The 18,131-nt window shown below is 46.8% G+C and carries 16 protein-coding genes, 1 pseudogene, 1 riboswitch and 1 other annotated feature; of the genes and pseudogenes, 13 read left to right on the top strand and 4 right to left on the bottom strand.

Annotation, left to right across the window (positions count from 1 at the left end; translation table 11 throughout):
• Window positions 1-59: 59 nt before the first annotated feature.
• Complete coding sequence (gene ileS, locus HFA01_RS16165; protein WP_146818194.1) at window positions 60-3,149, bottom strand: isoleucine--tRNA ligase; 3,090 nt, start codon at window positions 3,147-3,149, stop codon at window positions 60-62.
• A 97-nt stretch (window positions 3,150-3,246) separates the two neighbouring features.
• Window positions 3,247-3,474 (bottom strand) — a binding site (T-box leader).
• A gap of 264 nt (window positions 3,475-3,738) precedes the next feature.
• On the opposite strand from ileS, the gene HFA01_RS16160 reads away from it, so the two are divergent.
• The 10 genes and pseudogenes from HFA01_RS16160 to HFA01_RS16115 form a co-directional block, all read left to right on the top strand.
• Complete coding sequence (locus HFA01_RS16160) at window positions 3,739-4,515, top strand: class I SAM-dependent methyltransferase (RefSeq protein WP_146818192.1); 777 nt, start codon at window positions 3,739-3,741, stop codon at window positions 4,513-4,515.
• 65 nt (window positions 4,516-4,580) lie between these two features.
• Window positions 4,581-5,912, top strand: a complete 1,332-nt coding sequence (locus HFA01_RS16155) for a cytochrome ubiquinol oxidase subunit I (protein WP_146818190.1) — start codon at window positions 4,581-4,583, stop codon at window positions 5,910-5,912.
• 32 nt (window positions 5,913-5,944) lie between these two features.
• Window positions 5,945-6,970: a cytochrome d ubiquinol oxidase subunit II gene (locus HFA01_RS16150; RefSeq protein ID WP_146818188.1), complete on the top strand. Its 1,026-nt coding sequence runs from the start codon at window positions 5,945-5,947 to the stop codon at window positions 6,968-6,970.
• A gap of 119 nt (window positions 6,971-7,089) precedes the next feature.
• Window positions 7,090-8,058 (top strand): glutaminase A, encoded by a 969-nt coding sequence (gene glsA / locus HFA01_RS16145; RefSeq protein WP_146818186.1) that lies wholly within the window; start codon window positions 7,090-7,092, stop codon window positions 8,056-8,058.
• A complete protein-coding gene (locus tag HFA01_RS16140; RefSeq protein ID WP_146818184.1) occupies window positions 8,048-8,494 on the top strand; it encodes a DUF4385 domain-containing protein in 447 nt (148 codons plus the stop codon). Before glsA ends, HFA01_RS16140 begins: the two co-directional genes overlap by 11 nt.
• Before the next feature lie 83 nt (window positions 8,495-8,577).
• Window positions 8,578-8,910, top strand: a complete 333-nt coding sequence (locus HFA01_RS16135) for a hypothetical protein (protein WP_146818182.1) — start codon at window positions 8,578-8,580, stop codon at window positions 8,908-8,910.
• A 55-nt stretch (window positions 8,911-8,965) separates the two neighbouring features.
• Complete coding sequence (locus HFA01_RS16130) at window positions 8,966-9,355, top strand: hypothetical protein (RefSeq protein WP_146818180.1); 390 nt, start codon at window positions 8,966-8,968, stop codon at window positions 9,353-9,355.
• 127 nt (window positions 9,356-9,482) lie between these two features.
• Window positions 9,483-9,594: riboswitch (SAM riboswitch) on the top strand.
• A gap of 128 nt (window positions 9,595-9,722) precedes the next feature.
• Window positions 9,723-10,841 carry a methionine biosynthesis PLP-dependent protein gene (locus HFA01_RS16125; RefSeq protein ID WP_146818178.1) on the top strand — a complete coding sequence of 373 codons (1,119 nt, stop codon included), beginning with the start codon at window positions 9,723-9,725 and terminating at the stop codon, window positions 10,839-10,841.
• A complete protein-coding gene (gene metC / locus HFA01_RS16120; protein WP_146818176.1) occupies window positions 10,838-12,016 on the top strand; it encodes a cystathionine beta-lyase in 1,179 nt (392 codons plus the stop codon). The genes HFA01_RS16125 and metC overlap by 4 nt, the downstream gene beginning before the upstream one ends.
• Before the next feature lie 3 nt (window positions 12,017-12,019).
• Window positions 12,020-12,251, top strand: a pseudogene (locus HFA01_RS16115) (homocysteine S-methyltransferase family protein); the annotation flags it as partial.
• 95 nt (window positions 12,252-12,346) lie between these two features.
• Here the strand turns inward: HFA01_RS16115 and HFA01_RS16110 are convergent.
• Genes HFA01_RS16110 through HFA01_RS16100 form a run of 3 tightly spaced genes read right to left on the bottom strand, consistent with a single transcriptional unit; the run spans window position 12,347 to window position 15,303 of the window.
• Window positions 12,347-13,324: an NAD(P)/FAD-dependent oxidoreductase gene (locus tag HFA01_RS16110; protein ID WP_146818174.1), complete on the bottom strand. Its 978-nt coding sequence runs from the start codon at window positions 13,322-13,324 to the stop codon at window positions 12,347-12,349.
• Between the two features lie 18 nt (window positions 13,325-13,342).
• Window positions 13,343-14,347 carry a FecCD family ABC transporter permease gene (locus tag HFA01_RS16105; protein WP_146818172.1) on the bottom strand — a complete coding sequence of 335 codons (1,005 nt, stop codon included), beginning with the start codon at window positions 14,345-14,347 and terminating at the stop codon, window positions 13,343-13,345.
• Window positions 14,344-15,303 carry a FecCD family ABC transporter permease gene (locus tag HFA01_RS16100; protein WP_146818248.1) on the bottom strand — a complete coding sequence of 320 codons (960 nt, stop codon included), beginning with the start codon at window positions 15,301-15,303 and terminating at the stop codon, window positions 14,344-14,346. The genes HFA01_RS16105 and HFA01_RS16100 overlap by 4 nt, the downstream gene beginning before the upstream one ends.
• A 191-nt stretch (window positions 15,304-15,494) precedes the next feature.
• On the opposite strand from HFA01_RS16100, the gene HFA01_RS16095 reads away from it, so the two are divergent.
• The 3 genes from HFA01_RS16095 to chrA all read left to right on the top strand — a co-directional run bounded on the left by HFA01_RS16095 (window position 15,495) and on the right by chrA (window position 18,061).
• Window positions 15,495-16,460 (top strand): ABC transporter substrate-binding protein, encoded by a 966-nt coding sequence (locus HFA01_RS16095; protein ID WP_146818170.1) that lies wholly within the window; start codon window positions 15,495-15,497, stop codon window positions 16,458-16,460.
• Between the two features lie 106 nt (window positions 16,461-16,566).
• Window positions 16,567-16,890 (top strand): PadR family transcriptional regulator, encoded by a 324-nt coding sequence (locus HFA01_RS16090; RefSeq protein WP_370632785.1) that lies wholly within the window; start codon window positions 16,567-16,569, stop codon window positions 16,888-16,890.
• Window positions 16,883-18,061: a chromate efflux transporter gene (gene chrA, locus HFA01_RS16085; protein ID WP_146818165.1), complete on the top strand. Its 1,179-nt coding sequence runs from the start codon at window positions 16,883-16,885 to the stop codon at window positions 18,059-18,061. The genes HFA01_RS16090 and chrA overlap by 8 nt, the downstream gene beginning before the upstream one ends.
• The last annotated feature ends 70 nt before the right edge of the window (window positions 18,062-18,131 follow it).

Here is an 18,131-nt window from a genome sequence, read left to right as displayed (position 1 = left end):
AATCCTCTCACTGAAAATAGAAAAGCTGGAGCCTAAGATGCCCCAGCTTTCCTTTTCTTTTATTTTTGAAGCGCTAGTTTCAGCTGGTGGTCACCGACTGTGTACTCTTTCATCGCTTCTTTTTCACCGACCGTCAAATCATTCACGAGAACATTTTCACGGATCAGCTGTTCATTTTGTTGGATTGCTTCTTTCACGTCTGCGTCCCCATCAAGGGCGATGTCGACACGAAGATCGATTGGAAGATCCTGCTGTTTACGTTCATCCTGAATCACACGAATCACTTCACGCGCGAGGCCTTCAAGACGCAGCTCTTCTGTGATGTTCGTATCAAGCACAACGTGGAAGTCCTGGTTTGATCCCATAGAAAGGCCAGCATCCGCGACGCGTTCTACGTTCAACAGATCCATCGTTACTTCGACTTCTCCATCCCCTGTTGGTACAACGACTTTTTCGTCCTGGACGATCTTCGCTGCTTCTTCGTCTGAAAGTTTTTCAAGATACCCTTTCACAAGCCCGACGTTTTTCCCTAGAACAGGTCCTGCCGCACGGAAGTTCAGCTTCACTTCATAACGGACAAGATCATCAGAAGATTGCTTCACGACAACTTCCTTAACGTTGATCTCATCACGGATGATGTTGCTGTACTCTTCGAGCGCTTTTCCTTGATCCTGGTTGACCGGAATGACGACAAGCTCAGATAGCGGCTGCTTCGTCTTGATGGATTCCGTATTACGGACACCACGAGCAAGCTCAACCACTTGAAGAACCGCATCCATATCTTTTTCAAGCTGTGTATTTACGACTGTATCGTCCACTTTCGGGAAGTGCGCCAAGTGCACACTTTCACCCGTCAGGTTTTGATAGATGTCATCAGCAAGGAACGGCGTGTACGGAGCCATCAGCTGACTAAGCTGTGCCAACACTTCGTGAAGCGTGTGGTAAGCGGCTTTCTTAGACTCTGTCATGCCTTCTTCCCAGAAACGGTCACGAGAACGGCGGATGTACCAGTTACTCACTTCATCGACATACTTCTCAAGAGCTTTCGCAGCTTTCGTGAAGTCGTAGTCGTTCAAGGCTTCTTCTACGACTCCTGTCACACTGTTCAAGCGGGAAAGCACCCAGCGGTCAAGCAATGTCTTTTCGCCTTCTTCATTCTTATCGAACGTGTAATCATCGATATTCGCATACAACGTGTAGAAACCGTGCGTGTTCACTAACGTGTCGATCACTTTAGATTTCGCTTCGATGACAACACGTTCGGAGAAACGCTTGTTGTTCCATGGTGCACTGTCAGCAAGTAGAGCCCAACGGAATGCGTCAGCACCGAATTTTGTTACAAGATCGGTCGGGTTCAAAGCATTTCCTTTACTCTTGGACATTTTGCGTCCTTCTTCATCAAGGATGTGACCTGTGGAAAGGACACGCTTATATGGTGCTTTACCCGTGAACAATGTGGAGACAGCTAGCAAGCTGTAGAACCATCCACGCGTCTGGTCGATTCCTTCACAGATAACGTCTGCTGGGAACTGCTTCTGGAACTGATCTTTGTTTTCAAACGGGTAGTGCTGCTGGGCGAACGGCATAGAACCAGAGTCGAACCATACATCGATCACTTCTGGTACACGGTTCATCGTGCCATTACATTTTTCACACGTTACCTGTACGCGGTCAACGTATGGCTTGTGAAGTTCGACATCACCAATATCGCCAATCGCTTTTTCTTGAAGATCCGCCTTACTGTGTGGTGCGTACTGATGATCACAAGAATCACACATCCAGATTGGAAGTGGTGTTCCCCAGAAGCGGTTACGACCGATGTTCCAGTCCACCATGTTTTCAAGGAAATTACCAAAACGGCCATCTTTAATGTGGTTCGGGTGCCAAGTCACTTCCTGGTTGTTCTTGATGAACTGATCTTTCAGTTCGGTCGTCTTAATGAACCAGCTCTCGATTGCGTAGTAAAGCAATGGCGAATCACAACGCCAGCAATGTGGGTAGCTGTGCTCGTATTTTTCTTTATGGAAAAGAAGTCCTTCATTCGCAAGGTACTTCACGATATCTACGTCACAATCTTTGACGAATCGACCTTCAAATGGAGGGATATCCTCTGTGTAACGGCCTTGACCATCAACAACATTGAAGAAGGACAAGTTGTTTTCCTTCACCAAATTGTAGTCATCCTCACCATAAGCTGGTGCGATGTGGACGACACCTGTACCGCTTTCGGCGTTAACGAAGTCTGCTTCGACTACGAAGTGACCACGTTCAGGCTTCACGAACGGGAATGGTGGTTGATATCCGACATCTTTGAATTCGCTCCCTTTATGCTTGGAAACAACTTCGTACTCTTCCCCAAGGTTCTTCTCAGCAAGAGCTTCAGCAACGATGTACACTTCGCCATCTTTCTTCGCCTTGATATAATCAAGATCCGGGTGAACAGCGAGCGTGACGTTGGCAGGCAACGTCCAAGGCGTTGTCGTCCAGCCAAGGAAAAATTCATTTTCAGAACCTTTCACTTTGAACTTCGCCGTTGCGGAAAGGTCTTTGACATCTTCATATCCCTGCGCCACTTCGTGAGAGCTTAGCGTCGTCTGACAGCTCGGGCAGTATGGTGTAACACGGTGGCCTTTAGAAAGCAGGTTACGCTTGTGAAGGTCACTCAGGATATACCAGACACTTTCGATATAACGATCCTGAAGAGTGACATACGGATCATCCATATCCAACCAGTAGCCGATCGATTCCGTAAATTCGCGCCATTCTTTTTCATAGTTGAAGACACTTTCTTTACATTTCTCGATGAACTTCTCTACTCCGTACTCTTCGATCTGCTGCTTTCCGGAGATGCCGAGCTGCTTCTCGACTTCAAGCTCTACCGGCAGACCATGGGTATCCCAGCCGCCTTTACGTAGCACTTGATAACCCTGCATCGTTTTGTAACGTCCGACAAAGTCCTTGATGACGCGGCCAAGGACGTGACCAGCGTGAGGAAGGCCGTTGGCTGTTGGCGGTCCTTCATAAAAAACAAATGTTTCTGCACCTTCGCGCTCGTTCATAGAGCGACGGAAGACATTCTCTTTATTCCAGTAATCTTTGACACGATTTTCGCGGTCTAAAGCCGCTTCTTTCGTATTGACACTGCGCATTTCTTCCACCTCTTACCCTTTGATTTTTTGTATAGAAAAATGATTAAAAACTTCCAATGACGGCAGGAACAAAATAAAAATCCGCCCCTGCTGTAACAACAGGGACGGATTTGATTCCGCGGTACCACCCATATTCCGCGCATCACATGCACGGCTCTCGGTTCACATAACGGATAACGGCCGCCCACCGGTCCCACTTACTCTGTATCATTTCAGCAGAACTTCTCAGAGATGATCTTCAGCTATTACCCGCCATCGCTTCCCACCTACCAGCGACTCTCTTGAGACCGGAATAAAAACCTACTCTTCTCGTCAACGAAACTATACGTATCTTCTCCATATCCTACAATGTAATCTTTTGTATGTCAAAGCTTTCTTACCCTCATCCTCGCCCATTTTTCAGGACCTTATACGTATTCACTTTATCTTATCGCTTTCTATAAAAATTCTATATTATCGCAAATCACATGTTTTGCTTACAATAAAAATAAGTCCTATTAAATGTTGAACATAAGCCCTATTCTTTAATAACTGCAAGCACAAATCTGCATTTAAAAGAAGCGGAATATTAGGAAAGAAGGGATTTCAAATGTCAGATGAAGTGAAGCGTCACGTTAAGGAAGTATTTTCGAAGAACAAGCAGGCGTATGTCGACAGTACGACACATAAAAAGCAATCCGACCTTGATGGAATGATCGAGTGGCTGAAACCTGGTCCATCCCACAAAGCATTGGATATCGCTACCGGAGGAGGCCATGTCGCAAAAGCGTTGAGCAGCCATTGCGGAACGGTTTTCGCCACAGATCTTACGAAAGACATGCTGCAAAACACCGCCCGTCACTTGAATTCTCAACAAAATATTGAATACGTCGTCGCAGATGCCGAACAACTACCTTTTCTTGATGAAAGTTTCGATCTCGTTACCTGCCGTATCGCTCCCCACCACTTTCCTTCTCCGCACGATTTTATAGAAGAAGTGGCTCGTGTCTTAAAAGACCAGGGCAGATTTCTCATGATTGATAACGTGGCACCTGAAGATGATGAATTGGATGAGTTTTATAATCATTTTGAAAAAATGCGAGATTACAGCCACGTCCGCGCCCTTAAAGTCAGTGAATGGGAAAAACTTTTCCGCACCCACCAGTTGAGCGTAAAAAAGCATCTCACTCGGAAGAAGGCCATGCCTTTTTCAGACTGGGTATGTCGTACATTAGAAGACGAAGCAGACCAAAAAGCCGTTGAAGAACTTTTCAAACAAGCGCCCACTGGAGCAAAGAGCCACTTTTGCATTCAAGAAGAAAACAGCCGTGTTCAATCATTCACCATCGATGAGTATATGGTAGTCGTAGAAAAACATTCCTCCTAACGAATAATCCACCATCACATTGGAAAAATAAGCGAGGTATTGAATTCAATGTGAGGTGGAGATCAATGGATATCGTCGTAATGGCCCGGGCCTTGTTCGGAACGTCGCTTGGGTTTCATATTATTTATGCAACGATCGGTGTTGGACTTCCGGTCATGATCATCATCGCGGAAGTCCTTCACTTCATAAAGAAAGATCCGGATTATGCACTGATGGCGAAACGATGGACGAAAGGTTTCGCTATACTACTCGCCGTATCGATTGCTTCAGGAACCATTGTCGGTGTCATGATCTCCCTCTTGTTTCCTGACTTTATGGAGATCGTCGGACAAGTCATCGCACTCCCGTTCCAAATGGAGATTTTCGCTTTTCTTATCGAAGCGGTATTCATGTCGATTTATTTGTACGCGGCAGACCGTCTGCCGCCAACATTGAGACTTGTGAGCATCATTTCTGTCGCGCTTGGAGCGACAGCCTCGGCAATCTTAATTACTGATGTTCACGCATGGATGAACACGCCGGCAGGTTTTAACATTACCCCAGACGGTGAGATCACAGATGTAAATACGTGGGCAGCCTTTTTCAATCCAAGTTTCGGAGTCACCGCCATTCACGTGACTTTGTCTGCTTACATGACGGTTGCCTTTCTCGTCGCATCGATTGCCGCTCTTAGGCTCATGAGAAAGAAAATCACAAAAGCTGAGCGTGCCTACCATAAAAAAGCACTGACCATCGCTCTTTACTTCGGCGCGCTCATGTCTCTTGCAACGGCAGTCAACGGGCATGAAACAGCACAGATGCTTCATGAATACAATCCACGTAAATTGGCAGCTGCGGAGGGACTTTTCGAAACTCAACGCTACGCTCCGTTATCCGTCGGTGGTTATACTTCTCTGGAAGATCAACGAGTGAAATACGCGGTCGAAATCCCTTACGCACTCAGCTTTCTTGCAGGTGACCGTTTGGATACAGAAGTGATGGGACTCAATGAATGGCCCGAAGAATTGTGGCCGCCGCTTTATGTCCACATCCTCTTCAATGTCATGGTCGGGATTGGTACGGTCCTCATCCTCGTTGCGTTCATAGCTTTGTTCTGGAAGCACGTCCTGAAAAAAGAGTTTCCAAGCTGGATCTTGGCTCTGCTCGTTGTCAGTGGACCGCTCGCAATGCTTGCCATTGAAGCGGGCTGGTGCTTCAGCTGTATCGGTCGCCAACCGTGGACCATCAATGAAGTACTGCGTACAGATGAAGCGGCGACCAAATCCAACAGTGTTGGTTTCCTCTTCTACCTGTTTATGACTCTTTACATCACACTGCTCTTTGTCACCGGTTTTGTCATGCGTTACTACTTCAAGCGGAATCCGGTCCGTAAAGATTTGGATGCCCGGGAAGCGTAAGAAAACATCATCCCAGAAAGGACGTACAACCTATGGAAGCATCAACATTAGCGATTACGATTTTGTGGAGCTTGCTTTTCGTCTACTCCATCCTAGGGTCTCTCGACTTCGGTGCTGGTTTCTGGGGGATGATCTACGGAAAGAATGAAGAGAAAAGTGCCTCCCAAATCGCCAACCGTTTTCTTTCTCCCACATGGGAAGTGACCAACGTCTTTCTCGTCATTTTCGTCGTATCTGTCGTCACCTTTTTCCCGTTCGCAACGACTCTGCTCAGTAATGTATTGCTCGTCCCTGTTGGACTTGGAGTTCTGCTGTTGACGATCCGAACAACGTTTATGGTTTTCCAGCATCACGCTGATCGGTACAAAGACTTGCTCCGGCTGACTTCCGGCTTTACAGGGTTGATCATACCGGCACTTCTTGTCAGTATTCTACCGATTACCTTGGGAGGTTTCGTCAGCTTTGAAAGTGGCTATCCCCGCCTGCAATACGGAGAACTGCTTACCCATCCGACCTTGTACATGCACATCTTATTCGGATTATCGACCGAGCTGTTCATCTCGGCCATTTTCCTGATGGACTACGCCAAGGAAGCGGAGGATTGGAACGCGTATGATACATTCCGTAAGCATTCCCTGTGGCTTGGACCTATCAGTATCGCCATTGCCATGCTGACGATCGGCACATTCCCTGAAGAGGCTTCATGGATAGTCGATAACATCCAGGAACACTGGGTGGCGTTCGGATTATCCCTGCTGTGTTTTATCATTGGATACGCTTTTCTCTTTATAAAGAAAAAAGACGGTCGCCGCGGTCTGGCAAGGGCTGCCGTCATTATGGTCGGACTTCAGTATGCCATCGCTATTTATGCTTACGGGGCCGCCCACCTGCCTTACTTGATCTATCCGGATATCACCATCGAAGACGGGTTTACAAACCCTGATACGTTCTATCAGATGCTGATCGTCTACGCGGTCGGATTCGGCATTCTCATTCCAGCCTTTTACCTTTTCTGGCGTCTCTTCCTCAAAGACCGCCGCTACTTGAAACAGGAATAACAGATGACGGCACTCTCCTCATGGGGTGCCGTTTTTTGTTTATCCCCTTTTTAAAAAAGGTACATAACTACCATATTTCATTGATTTCATAGAACTTCTTATAGAAAAGGAGCAAAGATATGCAGGAATTGACGAACGATTACCTCGTGGAAGCCATTGAAGACAGCCGCCCGTTCGCTTCATCCGGAAATGTCAACATGATCATACCCGAATACGATGAAACCATTAGAGACTACCTTGGCGTAACCATCATCACAACAGACGGAGAATGCTTTGCAGCCGGTGATAATGACAAGTTTATCCCGATGCAGAGTACCTCAAAAATCATCGGCCTTATGCTCGCTCTACAGGATTTTGGAAAAGAGCGTGTTTTCCAAACGGTAGGCATGGAACCCATGGGTGATTTTTTCAACTCCATCAGCCAATTGGAGTCTTACGATACGAGTAAACCTTTCAACCCAATGATCAATGCTGGAGCCATCGCTGTTTCTGCTCTGATCAAAGGACAAACCGTTGATAAACGCTTCAACCGCTATATGGATTTCCTGCGTAAGGTGACGAATAATGAACAACTTGAAATGAGTGAGGAAGTGTACGAAGCCGAAAAGGCGAACGGTGCACGCAACCGCTCCCTCGCCTACTTCATGCAGAGTACAGGGACGTTGGTAACAGACGTGGAAGAGGCACTCGACCTTTATTTTCGGATGAATTCAGTTATGATGTGCTGCCACGATTTCGCCCGTGTCGGTCTGTTTTTAGCCAAAGGAGGGCTGGACCTTGAAACAGGTGAAAAGCTCATCCCCTCCCACCACTTACGCACAGTAAAAGCAATCATGATGACCTCAGGGATGTATAATTCCTCTGGCCATTATGCAGTAGAAGCCGGCTTCCCTTGTAAAAGCGGGGTATCTGGAAGCATCATCGGTTCATCTCCCGGCAGAATGGGCATCGGTGTCGTAGGACCAGCTATTGATAAAAAAGGAAACAGTACAGCTGGAGGAGCCTTGATAAAAAAACTCTCTCAAGACCTTGAACTCAATATGTTCGGTATCGAGAATACAGAAAGGAAGAATGAGGATGGCATTTGATTATGATCTCGATTTTGATAACATCGACTTTCGCAAAAACCCTGAAAAATACCGGGTCGGACGAGGAGAACAAGGCGTCTTACTCGTCGAACCCTATAAAAGTGAAATTCTTGCCCACTGGCGCTTCAAGACACCTGAGATCGCCAAGGAGTCATCGGACAAAATCTACCAGATGTTCCTCGATTATAAAGAAGCGGATGACTTCGTCGGTATGGATATGGCTCGGAAATTCCTGCAGATGGGCTATACCCGCTCGCGGAGATACGCCAACTATAAAGGAGGGAAAAAGTATGATAAAAACGGGGAATTGAATGAACGGCACATCGACGATGAGAAAGCAGAATCCGCAAAGATTTTCGAAGAAAAATGGATTCTGGCCAGAGAAGATGAAGATTATTTAAAGAAGAAGAAAGCCCATCAAAAAGAATACGGATAAAACGTTGACAATTCTGCGCCATGGACGTAGGATGTCATTAACCCTACTAAACAAATCGGATTAATGAAACGAGGGGTGTACCCGTGAAAACCTACCCACTTCTGATTAACCTGCTGTTCATGATCATCTCCTGGTCCATTGGGGTTTACTTCCTATCTGTCATTTATACTCCTACGATCATCATCCCCCTTTTTAATGATTTCATCTGGATTCGCGACTACAAAGGACTTCTCGGTTTGACGGCTATTTTTACTGTCCTGACCATTTCCTTGATGGCCTTTCTATATAAGAAACGCGGACAAATGAAGAAAAAAACGACCTGGTATGGGATGAATGCCGTCGCTCACCTGCTCTGGATCGGGACGCTTGCTCTACAAGTCAAAACAGTTCTCTACAACCTAGGAATTTGTCATTAAATGACAGGAATCCCACCTTCACTGTCGAACCACTCTTCATAGAGGAGGAATAGATTTGGATTTTCAAACCTTTTATGAAGAGTACAAACGACGAGCCAGCCAACATGATTTGGATTACTTAAAAAAAGTGACATCACGAAACCTCGAAGCAAGAGAAATCCGCCATGGGGAGCTGGTGGATTATTCTTATGAAGAGTCGATTGAAGGATGGCGTCAAGCTTTCAACCATTTCCAGGATCAAGATATGTCCTGGATCTACACCAACCATACCGAGACCCAACTTAATGAAAACACACACCTTGCCGCCTTCTGGGTCTCCATTCGATTAAACGGAGAACTGCTGGGGACGTCCAACCTCTTTTTTGATACGTTCGAAAAAGTTGACGGAGAATGGCAGCTCGTCCGCTCCTACATCGAAGCTGGAGTACAAAACCCACACATCTAAGCCTACTCATTCAAAAGGAGGCATTTTTCTCATCCCGAAAAAATTTCAGAAAAATCCTAACTAGCATATTGTCAAAACTTTCTGAGTAGTGTAGAGTAATCAGCAATTAGAAAAAATACAATTGAATCTCTTATCAAGAGAGGCAGAGGGACTGGCCCGACGAAGCCTCAGCAACCCCTGGTTTGACCAGAAAGGTGCTAACTCCAGCAAGTTGTTTTTATCAACTTGAAAGATAAGAAGAAGAACCGTACACACAAAAGTCTTCTTCTTCAAGAAGGCTTTTTTTATGTTTATTTCAGATGTTGAGCTTATGCGGGAATGGAAAATGCCTTAATATGAACCATTAATTAGTAAAGGATGTGTTGTTATGTGTCCGCATAGGGATACGAAGTTCGTTCAGACCGGGAACCAGCGGCATGAACCTACCGGGGCGATCAACCCTCCCGTTTATTTTTCGACCCCGTACCGGCACCCTGGCTTAGGGGTGTCGACTGGATTTGATTATACACGAACCGGGAACCCTACCCGCCAAATTTTAGAGTCTTCGATTGCGGATATCGAAGGTGGGGATGCAGGATTTGCGTTCAGCTCCGGGATGGCGGCAATCCAAACCGCCCTATCTCTTTTTAAAAGAGGGGATGAAATCATCGTCTCTGAAGATTTATACGGTGGGACGTTCCGCTTGTTTGAACACATGGAAGAGCGTTACAACCTCTGTTTCCACTACTGTGACAGCAACAACCTTGATCGACTCCACACCTACATCAACGAACGGACGAAAGCTATTTACGTAGAGACACCGACAAATCCCCTATTGCATACAGCGGACATCAAGGAATTTTCAACGGTCGCAAAAGCGCACGACCTTCTGCTGATTGTCGACAACACCCTTTTCACCCCGGTGTTACAGCAGCCGATTGACGAGGGTGCCGATGTGGTCATCCATAGTGCCACGAAATATTTGGCCGGACATAATGACGTTCTTGCCGGAATCCTTGTGAGCAAAGGAAAAACCGTAAGTGAGAAGCTCGCTTTTCATCAGAATACATCTGGAGCTGTTCTCTCTCCCTTCGATTCATGGCTTGTCATGCGCGGGATGAAGACCCTCCCCCTCCGGATGCGCCAGCATGAATCGAACGCGAAATCTGTGGTTGCCTTCTTGGAGGACCACCCGTACGTGACAGACGTTTTCTATCCTGGAAGAGGCGGGATGGTGTCGTTCAGACTTCAATCCGAAGAATGGATCGACCCATTCTTGCGGAACTTGAGCTTGATCAGTTTTGCCGAGAGCCTTGGAGGTGTGGAGAGCTTCATCACCTACCCCGCTACACAGACGCACGCGGATATCCCTGAAGAAACCCGAATGAGCTACGGGGTCTGTAATCGCCTGCTCCGTTTCTCTGTTGGCGTCGAACATATGGATGACTTGGTTCAGGATCTTGACTATAGCCTCGCGCAATTACAAAAGGAGGAATTTGTAAGATGACTGATCATTCTCTGCAAACACGATTGCTGCACAGTGATTATAAGTTCGATCCGCATACTGGCGCGGTCAGTGTCCCGATCCAGCAGGCGTCCACTTTCCATCAACAGGATTTCGACAATCCCGGAGATTATGGTTACAGCCGCTCCGGCAACCCTACTCGAAAAGCTTTAGAGGATACCATTGCGGGCCTGGAAAGTGGCACCAACGGCTTTGCTTTCGCCTCTGGAATGGCTGCGATTTCTACGGCATTTATGCTTTTATCTAAAGGGGACCACGTCGTTATTACCCAGGATGTTTATGGAGGTACTTTCCGTATGATTCACGAGGTTCTTATACGGTTTGGAATCGATCACACTTTTGTTGATATGACAGACCTCCATGCGGTAGCGACTGCGGTCCAGCCGAATACTAAACTTTTATATATTGAAACACCTTCCAATCCGACACTTGAAATTACAGATATTCGTGCCGTCGCAAAGTTAGCGAAAGCGAACGATTGTTGGACATTTGTCGATAACACGTTCATGACACCAGCCCTGCAGCGTCCGCTTGAACTTGGTGCGGACCTCGTCTTGCACAGTGCGACGAAGTTCATCGCCGGTCACAGTGATGTGGTCGCAGGTCTGGCCGCTACCAAAGATGAAGAAATTGCAGATCAGCTCGGTTTTTTACAAAATTCATTCGGATCCATTCTCGGCGCACACGATTGTTGGCTCGTGCTTCGCGGCTTGAAAACCCTCCATTGCCGAATAACTCAATCTTCAGCGTCTGCTTTAAAAATCGCAGAAAAATTAAGCGCTCACCCACTCGTTGAGCAGGTCTATTATCCAGGCTTTCGCTTTCATCCGGGGAGCTCGACACAAACTTATCAGGCGCAGGGATCCGGAGCTGTATTGTCCTTTCGTTTACGAGATGAAGAAGCCGTCCGTCAGTTCACAAAGCATGTGGAACTCCCCGTCTATGCTGTAAGCCTCGGGGCGGTCGAATCAATCCTGTCCTACCCCGCCCGGATGTCCCATGCTTCCATGCCGAAAGAAGAACGAGAAAAGCGCGGCATTACAGATGGATTGCTACGCTTATCAGTCGGTCTTGAGAATCCGGATGACTTAATAAAAGATTTTCATCAGGCTTTGGGGAAAGTTGAGACCAAAGCATTCCTACAAACAGGAGGTTGAACGATGGATTTACGTGAAGCTTTACAACGCCATACATTGATTGAAGACGGAGCAATGGGAACCCTTCTCTACTCCAATGGAATCGATCGATGTTTTGAAGAATTGAACATCTCTCACTCCGAAGAGGTGTTAAACACACCGCGCTTATGTGAACGCCGGTGGAGATGTCATCCAGACCAATACGTATGGAGCGAACTATATTAAACTCGAGCGTTTTGGCCTTCAGGGTCAGGTAATTAGCGACTTCGGACTTTTTATTAGCATCTGGCCATTCAGCCCCCCTTATAAAAAAACGCCGAACGACAGCAACTGCTGCGTTCGGCGTTTTTCTTATTTATGCTTATAGATTACTGTACTATAAACTTGCGACTTTGCTTTTGGATCCAAATATTTGGCGGCACTGTTCACCGCTGCCATCGCTTCATTGAATCCAGAAGCGATGAGCATCGTTTTTGCTGGATAAACAGCCGCGTCTCCTGCGACGAATACCCCTTCCATACTGGCACACATATCTGTCGAAACGGGAATTCTTCCTTTATCCGTTTCCAATCCCCATGCGTCATATAAGCTCTTATCAATTTGCAAGCCTTCATACACGAGGATATGATCGACCTCGAGCACCGATCCATCTTGAAGTACCGCTTCTTTTAAGTCATCTTTACCTCGCAGCTCTTCAATCTTCTTATTTTTATGAATGTGAACCGAAGAGGCCTCGACCTTCTCCACATCCTGTTCATAAACCGCTTTGAACTCATCGCCACGATTAAGTAGGTGGACTTCGTCTGCAACCCCTTCGAGCGCGAGCGACCAGTCGATACCGACACGGTTTTGCGAGACGACCGCAACTTTCCGTCCTCTATACTGTTCAAGGTTTTGGATGGTGTAGTGAATCTGCTTTCCGTCATAATGCTCGCTGCCTTTCACTTCAAGCGGCTGCATATCAAACGTTCCAAGCCCTGATGCAACAATCACCGTTTTCGTATGATGCGTTTGACCGTCATCTGTTGCCAACAATAAGGTGCCGCCTTCCTTTTTCTCAAAAGATGTCACTTTTACACCCGTTACAAAAGCAGGATCGATCATCTCCGCCTGTTCTTTAACATTCGCGACTAGTTCTTCACCAGTAATGCCCGGGAATCCGCCCACGTCATAGATTTCCTTCTCCGGATAGAAAAAGGAAACTTTGCCTCCGACCTGAGGCTGGTACTCGATGACTTTTGTCTTTAAATCTCTCATTCCACTATAAAAAGCAGCGTATAAACCTGTGGTTCCTCCACCAATTACGGTTACATCGTATAACTCTTCCATGGACGTGAACTCCTTTTTCTATTGGGTTTTCATTAATAAATAGACAAAATACGGGGTGCTGACAATCGAAACGACGATCCCCACAGGAATCTCTGCAGGGGCGATGATATTCTTTCCAATCGTATCAGCCACGACTAAAAATATCGCTCCAATCAATGCAGCAGCGGGAATCATCCGTTGATGCCCGGGGCCTACAATTCTTCGGGCAATATGCGGGGCAACAAGCCCAAGGAAGGCGATTCCGCCCCCTGCCGCCACAGATAAACCAGCCAGACCGACAGCAAGCAGTAAAAATGTCCGACGTGCTTTTTCCACTTGAATACCGAGTCCCATCGACATCGAATCTCCTAAATTCATGACGTTCAGCGTACGGGATTTATAAATTGTCCAACCGATCATCAAAATGATAGGCGGCACAATGACCAGCACGAGATTCCAATTTCCCATCCACAAATCCCCCGCTAACCAGACGAGCGCCTGATTGAAATCCTGTGGGTTCATTTTTACTTGAAAAATGATGAGGACAGCACTGAAACCTGCGTTCACACCGATTCCGACAAGGATAAGACGGATTGGGTTGACCCCTTTTTTCCAAGCGAGCGCATACACAAGGAAAGCTGCGAGGAACGCACCGATGAGGGCAAACAACGGCAAGATGTAAATACCGACTCCACTCACCATCGCCATCGACTGTTGAAAAAAGAAAATATATAAAATGACGGCAAATCCTGCGCCTGTATTAATTCCTAGAATGCCAGGGTCGGCAAGATCGTTTTGCGTGACTCCCTGGAGAATCGCCCCGGAAACAGCAAGGCCTGCACCGACAAATAACGCAAGAACCATGGACGGAAGCCTGAAATTGAAAAGCACCAATTCCTGGCGGTCGGTTCCTTGTCCGATGAACGTCTTCAGAACGTCCAGAGGGGCGATGTTAACGACACCCATATTCAAACTGATGAGGACCATAAAGCTTAGAAATAGAAACAGCACGGCCATCACAAACGAAAAACGCCTCTTTTTCATAAGGACCCCCTCCCTTCACCACGAGCAAGGTAAAGGAAAAATGGGACTCCAATACATGCCGTTATCGCTCCGACCGGTGTTTCATAAGGAGCGTTGACCAGCCTCGCCCCTATATCCGACAGCACGAGCAGCAAGCTTCCGAGCACTGCCGAGACGGGGATAATCAGCCTGTAGTCAGATCCCACGAAAAAACGAGCGACGTGAGGAATAACAAGACCGATGAAACCGACGGTCCCAGCAACAGAAACAGCCGCGCCAGTTAAAACGAAAACAACGATGACGCCGAGAGCTTTAACAAGGAATGTATTTTGACCAAGGCCTTTAGAAACCTCATCCCCGAGACTTAAAATCGTAACAGATTTAGAAATTAAAACAGCCAGGGTCAACCCGACCGCTCCTGCGACCAGCAGGATTTGGACAGAAACCCAATCCGTTGCGGCTAATCCCCCGGCATACCAGAAGCTCATTTGTTTTGCTACCTGAAAGTGTAAAGAAATGGCCGATGAAAGAGAACTGAGCATACCACCGATAGCGACACCAGCAAGAGCTAACTTTGCCGGTGTCAGACCACCTTTAGAAAAGGAGCCGACTGCAAAAACAAGAATGACCCCGAGCCCTGCGCCAACAAAAGCGGCAGCTGTCATTCCGATGTTACTGACGGCAGGGAAAAAGACGATCGTCAAAATTAAAGCGAACGCCGCACCGTGCGTGACCCCCATAATGGACGGGGAAGCAAGAGGGTTTCTCGTCAGACCCTGCATGACCGCACCCGACACAGCTAAAAATGCACCGACAAGGGCTCCTGCTAAAGCCCGCGGCATGCGCAGTTCGCGAATGACGGCATGGCTCGTTGACTCCGGAGCAAAAGCGAACATAGACTTCCAAACCGTACCGATGGAAATGTCGGTTACCCCGACAGCAATCGATAAGGCCATCGTGACAGCTAATAGAATCATGCCACCTGTAAAAAGAAAGGCCGCACGCCACACTTTTCTTGTTCCTTCATTCCATTCTTTGTTAGCTTCTCTCGTTCGTTCCTCCACAGCCAGCGACCCTCTCTACCTATGTATCTACTATAATGAATTGACACATTCAATGATAATGATTATCATTATCTTATCACACATTTCTTAGGAGGAACAAATAAATGTCGAAAAAAGTAACCCTTTACATAACCGGTTTACTGCTTCTTGTCCTATTAGCTACAGGATGCAGCAGTGACGGTGAAGATCCATCGTCCTCAAGCGACGAATCTGATGAAGCCACAAACGAGGAAACAAGCGAACGTACACTTACACATGCGATGGGCGAGATTACACTTGAAGAAAAGCCTGAGCGCATTCTTGCTCCATATTTAGAGGATTCACTGGTAGCTCTAGGAGAAAAGCCTGTCGCCCAATGGTCCATCGGTGAAACGGTTCTGGAATACTTGCAGCCACAGCTTGAAGGCGTACCGAAAGTCGGCTGGGATCTCCCTGTGGAACAAGCCATTGAGCAAAACCCTGATCTCATTATTTTCAGTGCCCCTTCCGCTTTGCAGAACGGAAGCTATGAAGACTATTCCAGTATTGCCAAAACGTACGTGTTCGATGAAGAAACAGGTGCTGATTGGCGGAAGCAACTGACAACAATGGGAGAAATTCTGAACAAACAGGACGAAGCGGAACAAGTGCTGTCAGACTTTGACCAAAAAGTCGAAGAAGCCTCTGCAACAATCAAAGAAAACATCGAGGATGAATCCGTCGCGTTTGTCTGGACGATGGGCGAGCAGTTCTATGTCTTTGATGAAAACCGTTATGGCGCAGACATTTTCTACAACGAGATGGGGATGGCTAAACCGGAATTCCTGCAAAGCCTTCCTGAAGAAGGCGAACAATGGAACCCTGTTGCCCTTGAAAAACTTGGGGAGTTGGATGCGGATCACGTATTCCTCATCGGAAACGAAGGTGAGCCTGGATTCGAAATTCTTGAAAACAGCTCTGTATGGCAGAACACCCCTGCTGCCCAAAACGGTCAGGTGTACGAGATGAACGACCCGAGTCACTGGACGATTGATGGTGTCATCGCTCATGAAATGAGTATTGATCAAATGGTAGATACGTTAAGTAAATAGAATGTAAAGAATCGCGCAAACTCCGTAAAGTTTGTGCGATTTTTATTGCCTTTCTTTTTACAATATCGTATATTGATATCGGAATTCGATAGAGGAGGTGCTCCCCGTGCTCAGAGACTTTTTCTTAGGATCGATTAAAATCCACATTCTCTATCACGCAAGCATTGAACCAATCTATGGAGCTTTCCTGATGGAAGAGCTCGCTTCCCACGGCTATGACATCAGCCCAGGAACCCTTTATCCTACATTGAAACAGCTCCATAAAGACGAATTGCTTGAGAAATACGAAGAAAAAGTGGAAGGAAAGATCAGGAAGTACTACGTCATAACGGACAAAGGCAGAGAAGTGCTTGCCGAAGGAAGAGAACAAGTCCGTGAACTGGCGGAAGAAATTTTAGGAAAAGATTGGAGGAATCTTGATCATGAGTAAACCTAAAGGTTCTCTCTTGGAAATATTTAAAGCATCAACAAAGCTTGGATTTACTTCATTCGGTGGTCCTGTGGCCCACCTGGCTTACTTCAAGGATGAGTATATCGATAGAAGAAAATGGCTCGATGACAAAACGTATGCGGACATTATCTCCCTTTGTCAATTTCTCCCTGGACCTGCAAGCAGTCAGGTCGGAATTGCCATTGGTATGCTCCGTGGTGGATTGCTCGGCGGGATGATCTCATGGATCGGTTTTACGGTACCATCCATTATCGTTCTCGTTCTTTTTGCTCTGTTATACCAGTCTTTTGACCTCGCAGATGCGAACTTCATCCACAGCTTGAAGGTCATAGCAGCAGCAGTCGTTCTGCACGCCTTGATTGGTCTTGGAAAAAAACTCACGCCAGATCGTCCCAGAATTGCCATAGCATTAGTGTCCGCACTTATATTACTTCTATATCCATCCGCCTGGATGCAGTTGTTGATCATCCTCGCTGCTGGATTATTCGGTTGGAAAATGTTCTCTAGCATGGTGGAGTCTAAGATTCAACCATTTCCTGTGACGTTTTCGAAAAAGATTGGTGTCGTTTCTCTTGGCATTTTGGTCACTCTTCTTACCTTCTTGCCAATCCTTGCAAGAAACACCGAAAGCATGCTGATTCAACTGTTCGATACGTTCTTCCGTGTCGGTTCTCTAGTATTCGGTGGCGGACATGTCGTCTTGCCAATGCTTGAACGTGAAGTGGTGCCAACGGGATGGTTGACGGCAAATGAATTCCTTGCCGGTTATGGAATGGCACAGGCCGTACCAGGTCCTTTGTTCACATTCTCTAGCTATCTGGGAACAATGATTGAAGGCATTGCAGGGGCCCTCGTGGCAACCGCAGGTATTTTCCTGCCCTCCTTCTTGTTTTTGATAGCGGCTCTGCCCTTTTTAAACGAACTCAGAAAGCGTCCGGCCTTCCAAGGCGTTCTTACAGGAGTAAACGCAAGTGTTGTCGGCATTCTCCTTGCCGCTTTTTATGACCCTGTGTTGAAAAGTTCGATTATGGAAGGAGCAGACTTTGCTCTTGCTGCCATTCTTTTCGCTCTTTTACACTTCTTTAAAGTCCCAGCCTGGGCCATCGTTTTAATTGGAGTCGGTGCAGGCGCCATCTTGAATATATTGTAAGAAAACGGGCGCAAAAGTCCTCTTTTGTGCCTGTTTCTTTGTTTTTTTGTAAAAGTTATGCTTGAAATGC

It is taken from the genome of Halobacillus faecis (assembly GCF_007991335.1).
In the GTDB taxonomy this organism is placed as follows: Bacteria; Bacillota; Bacilli; order Bacillales; family Halobacillaceae; genus Halobacillus; species Halobacillus faecis.
The sequence above is the reverse complement of the archived record's forward strand: the minus strand, read 5'-3'. Positions and strand labels throughout refer to the sequence as shown.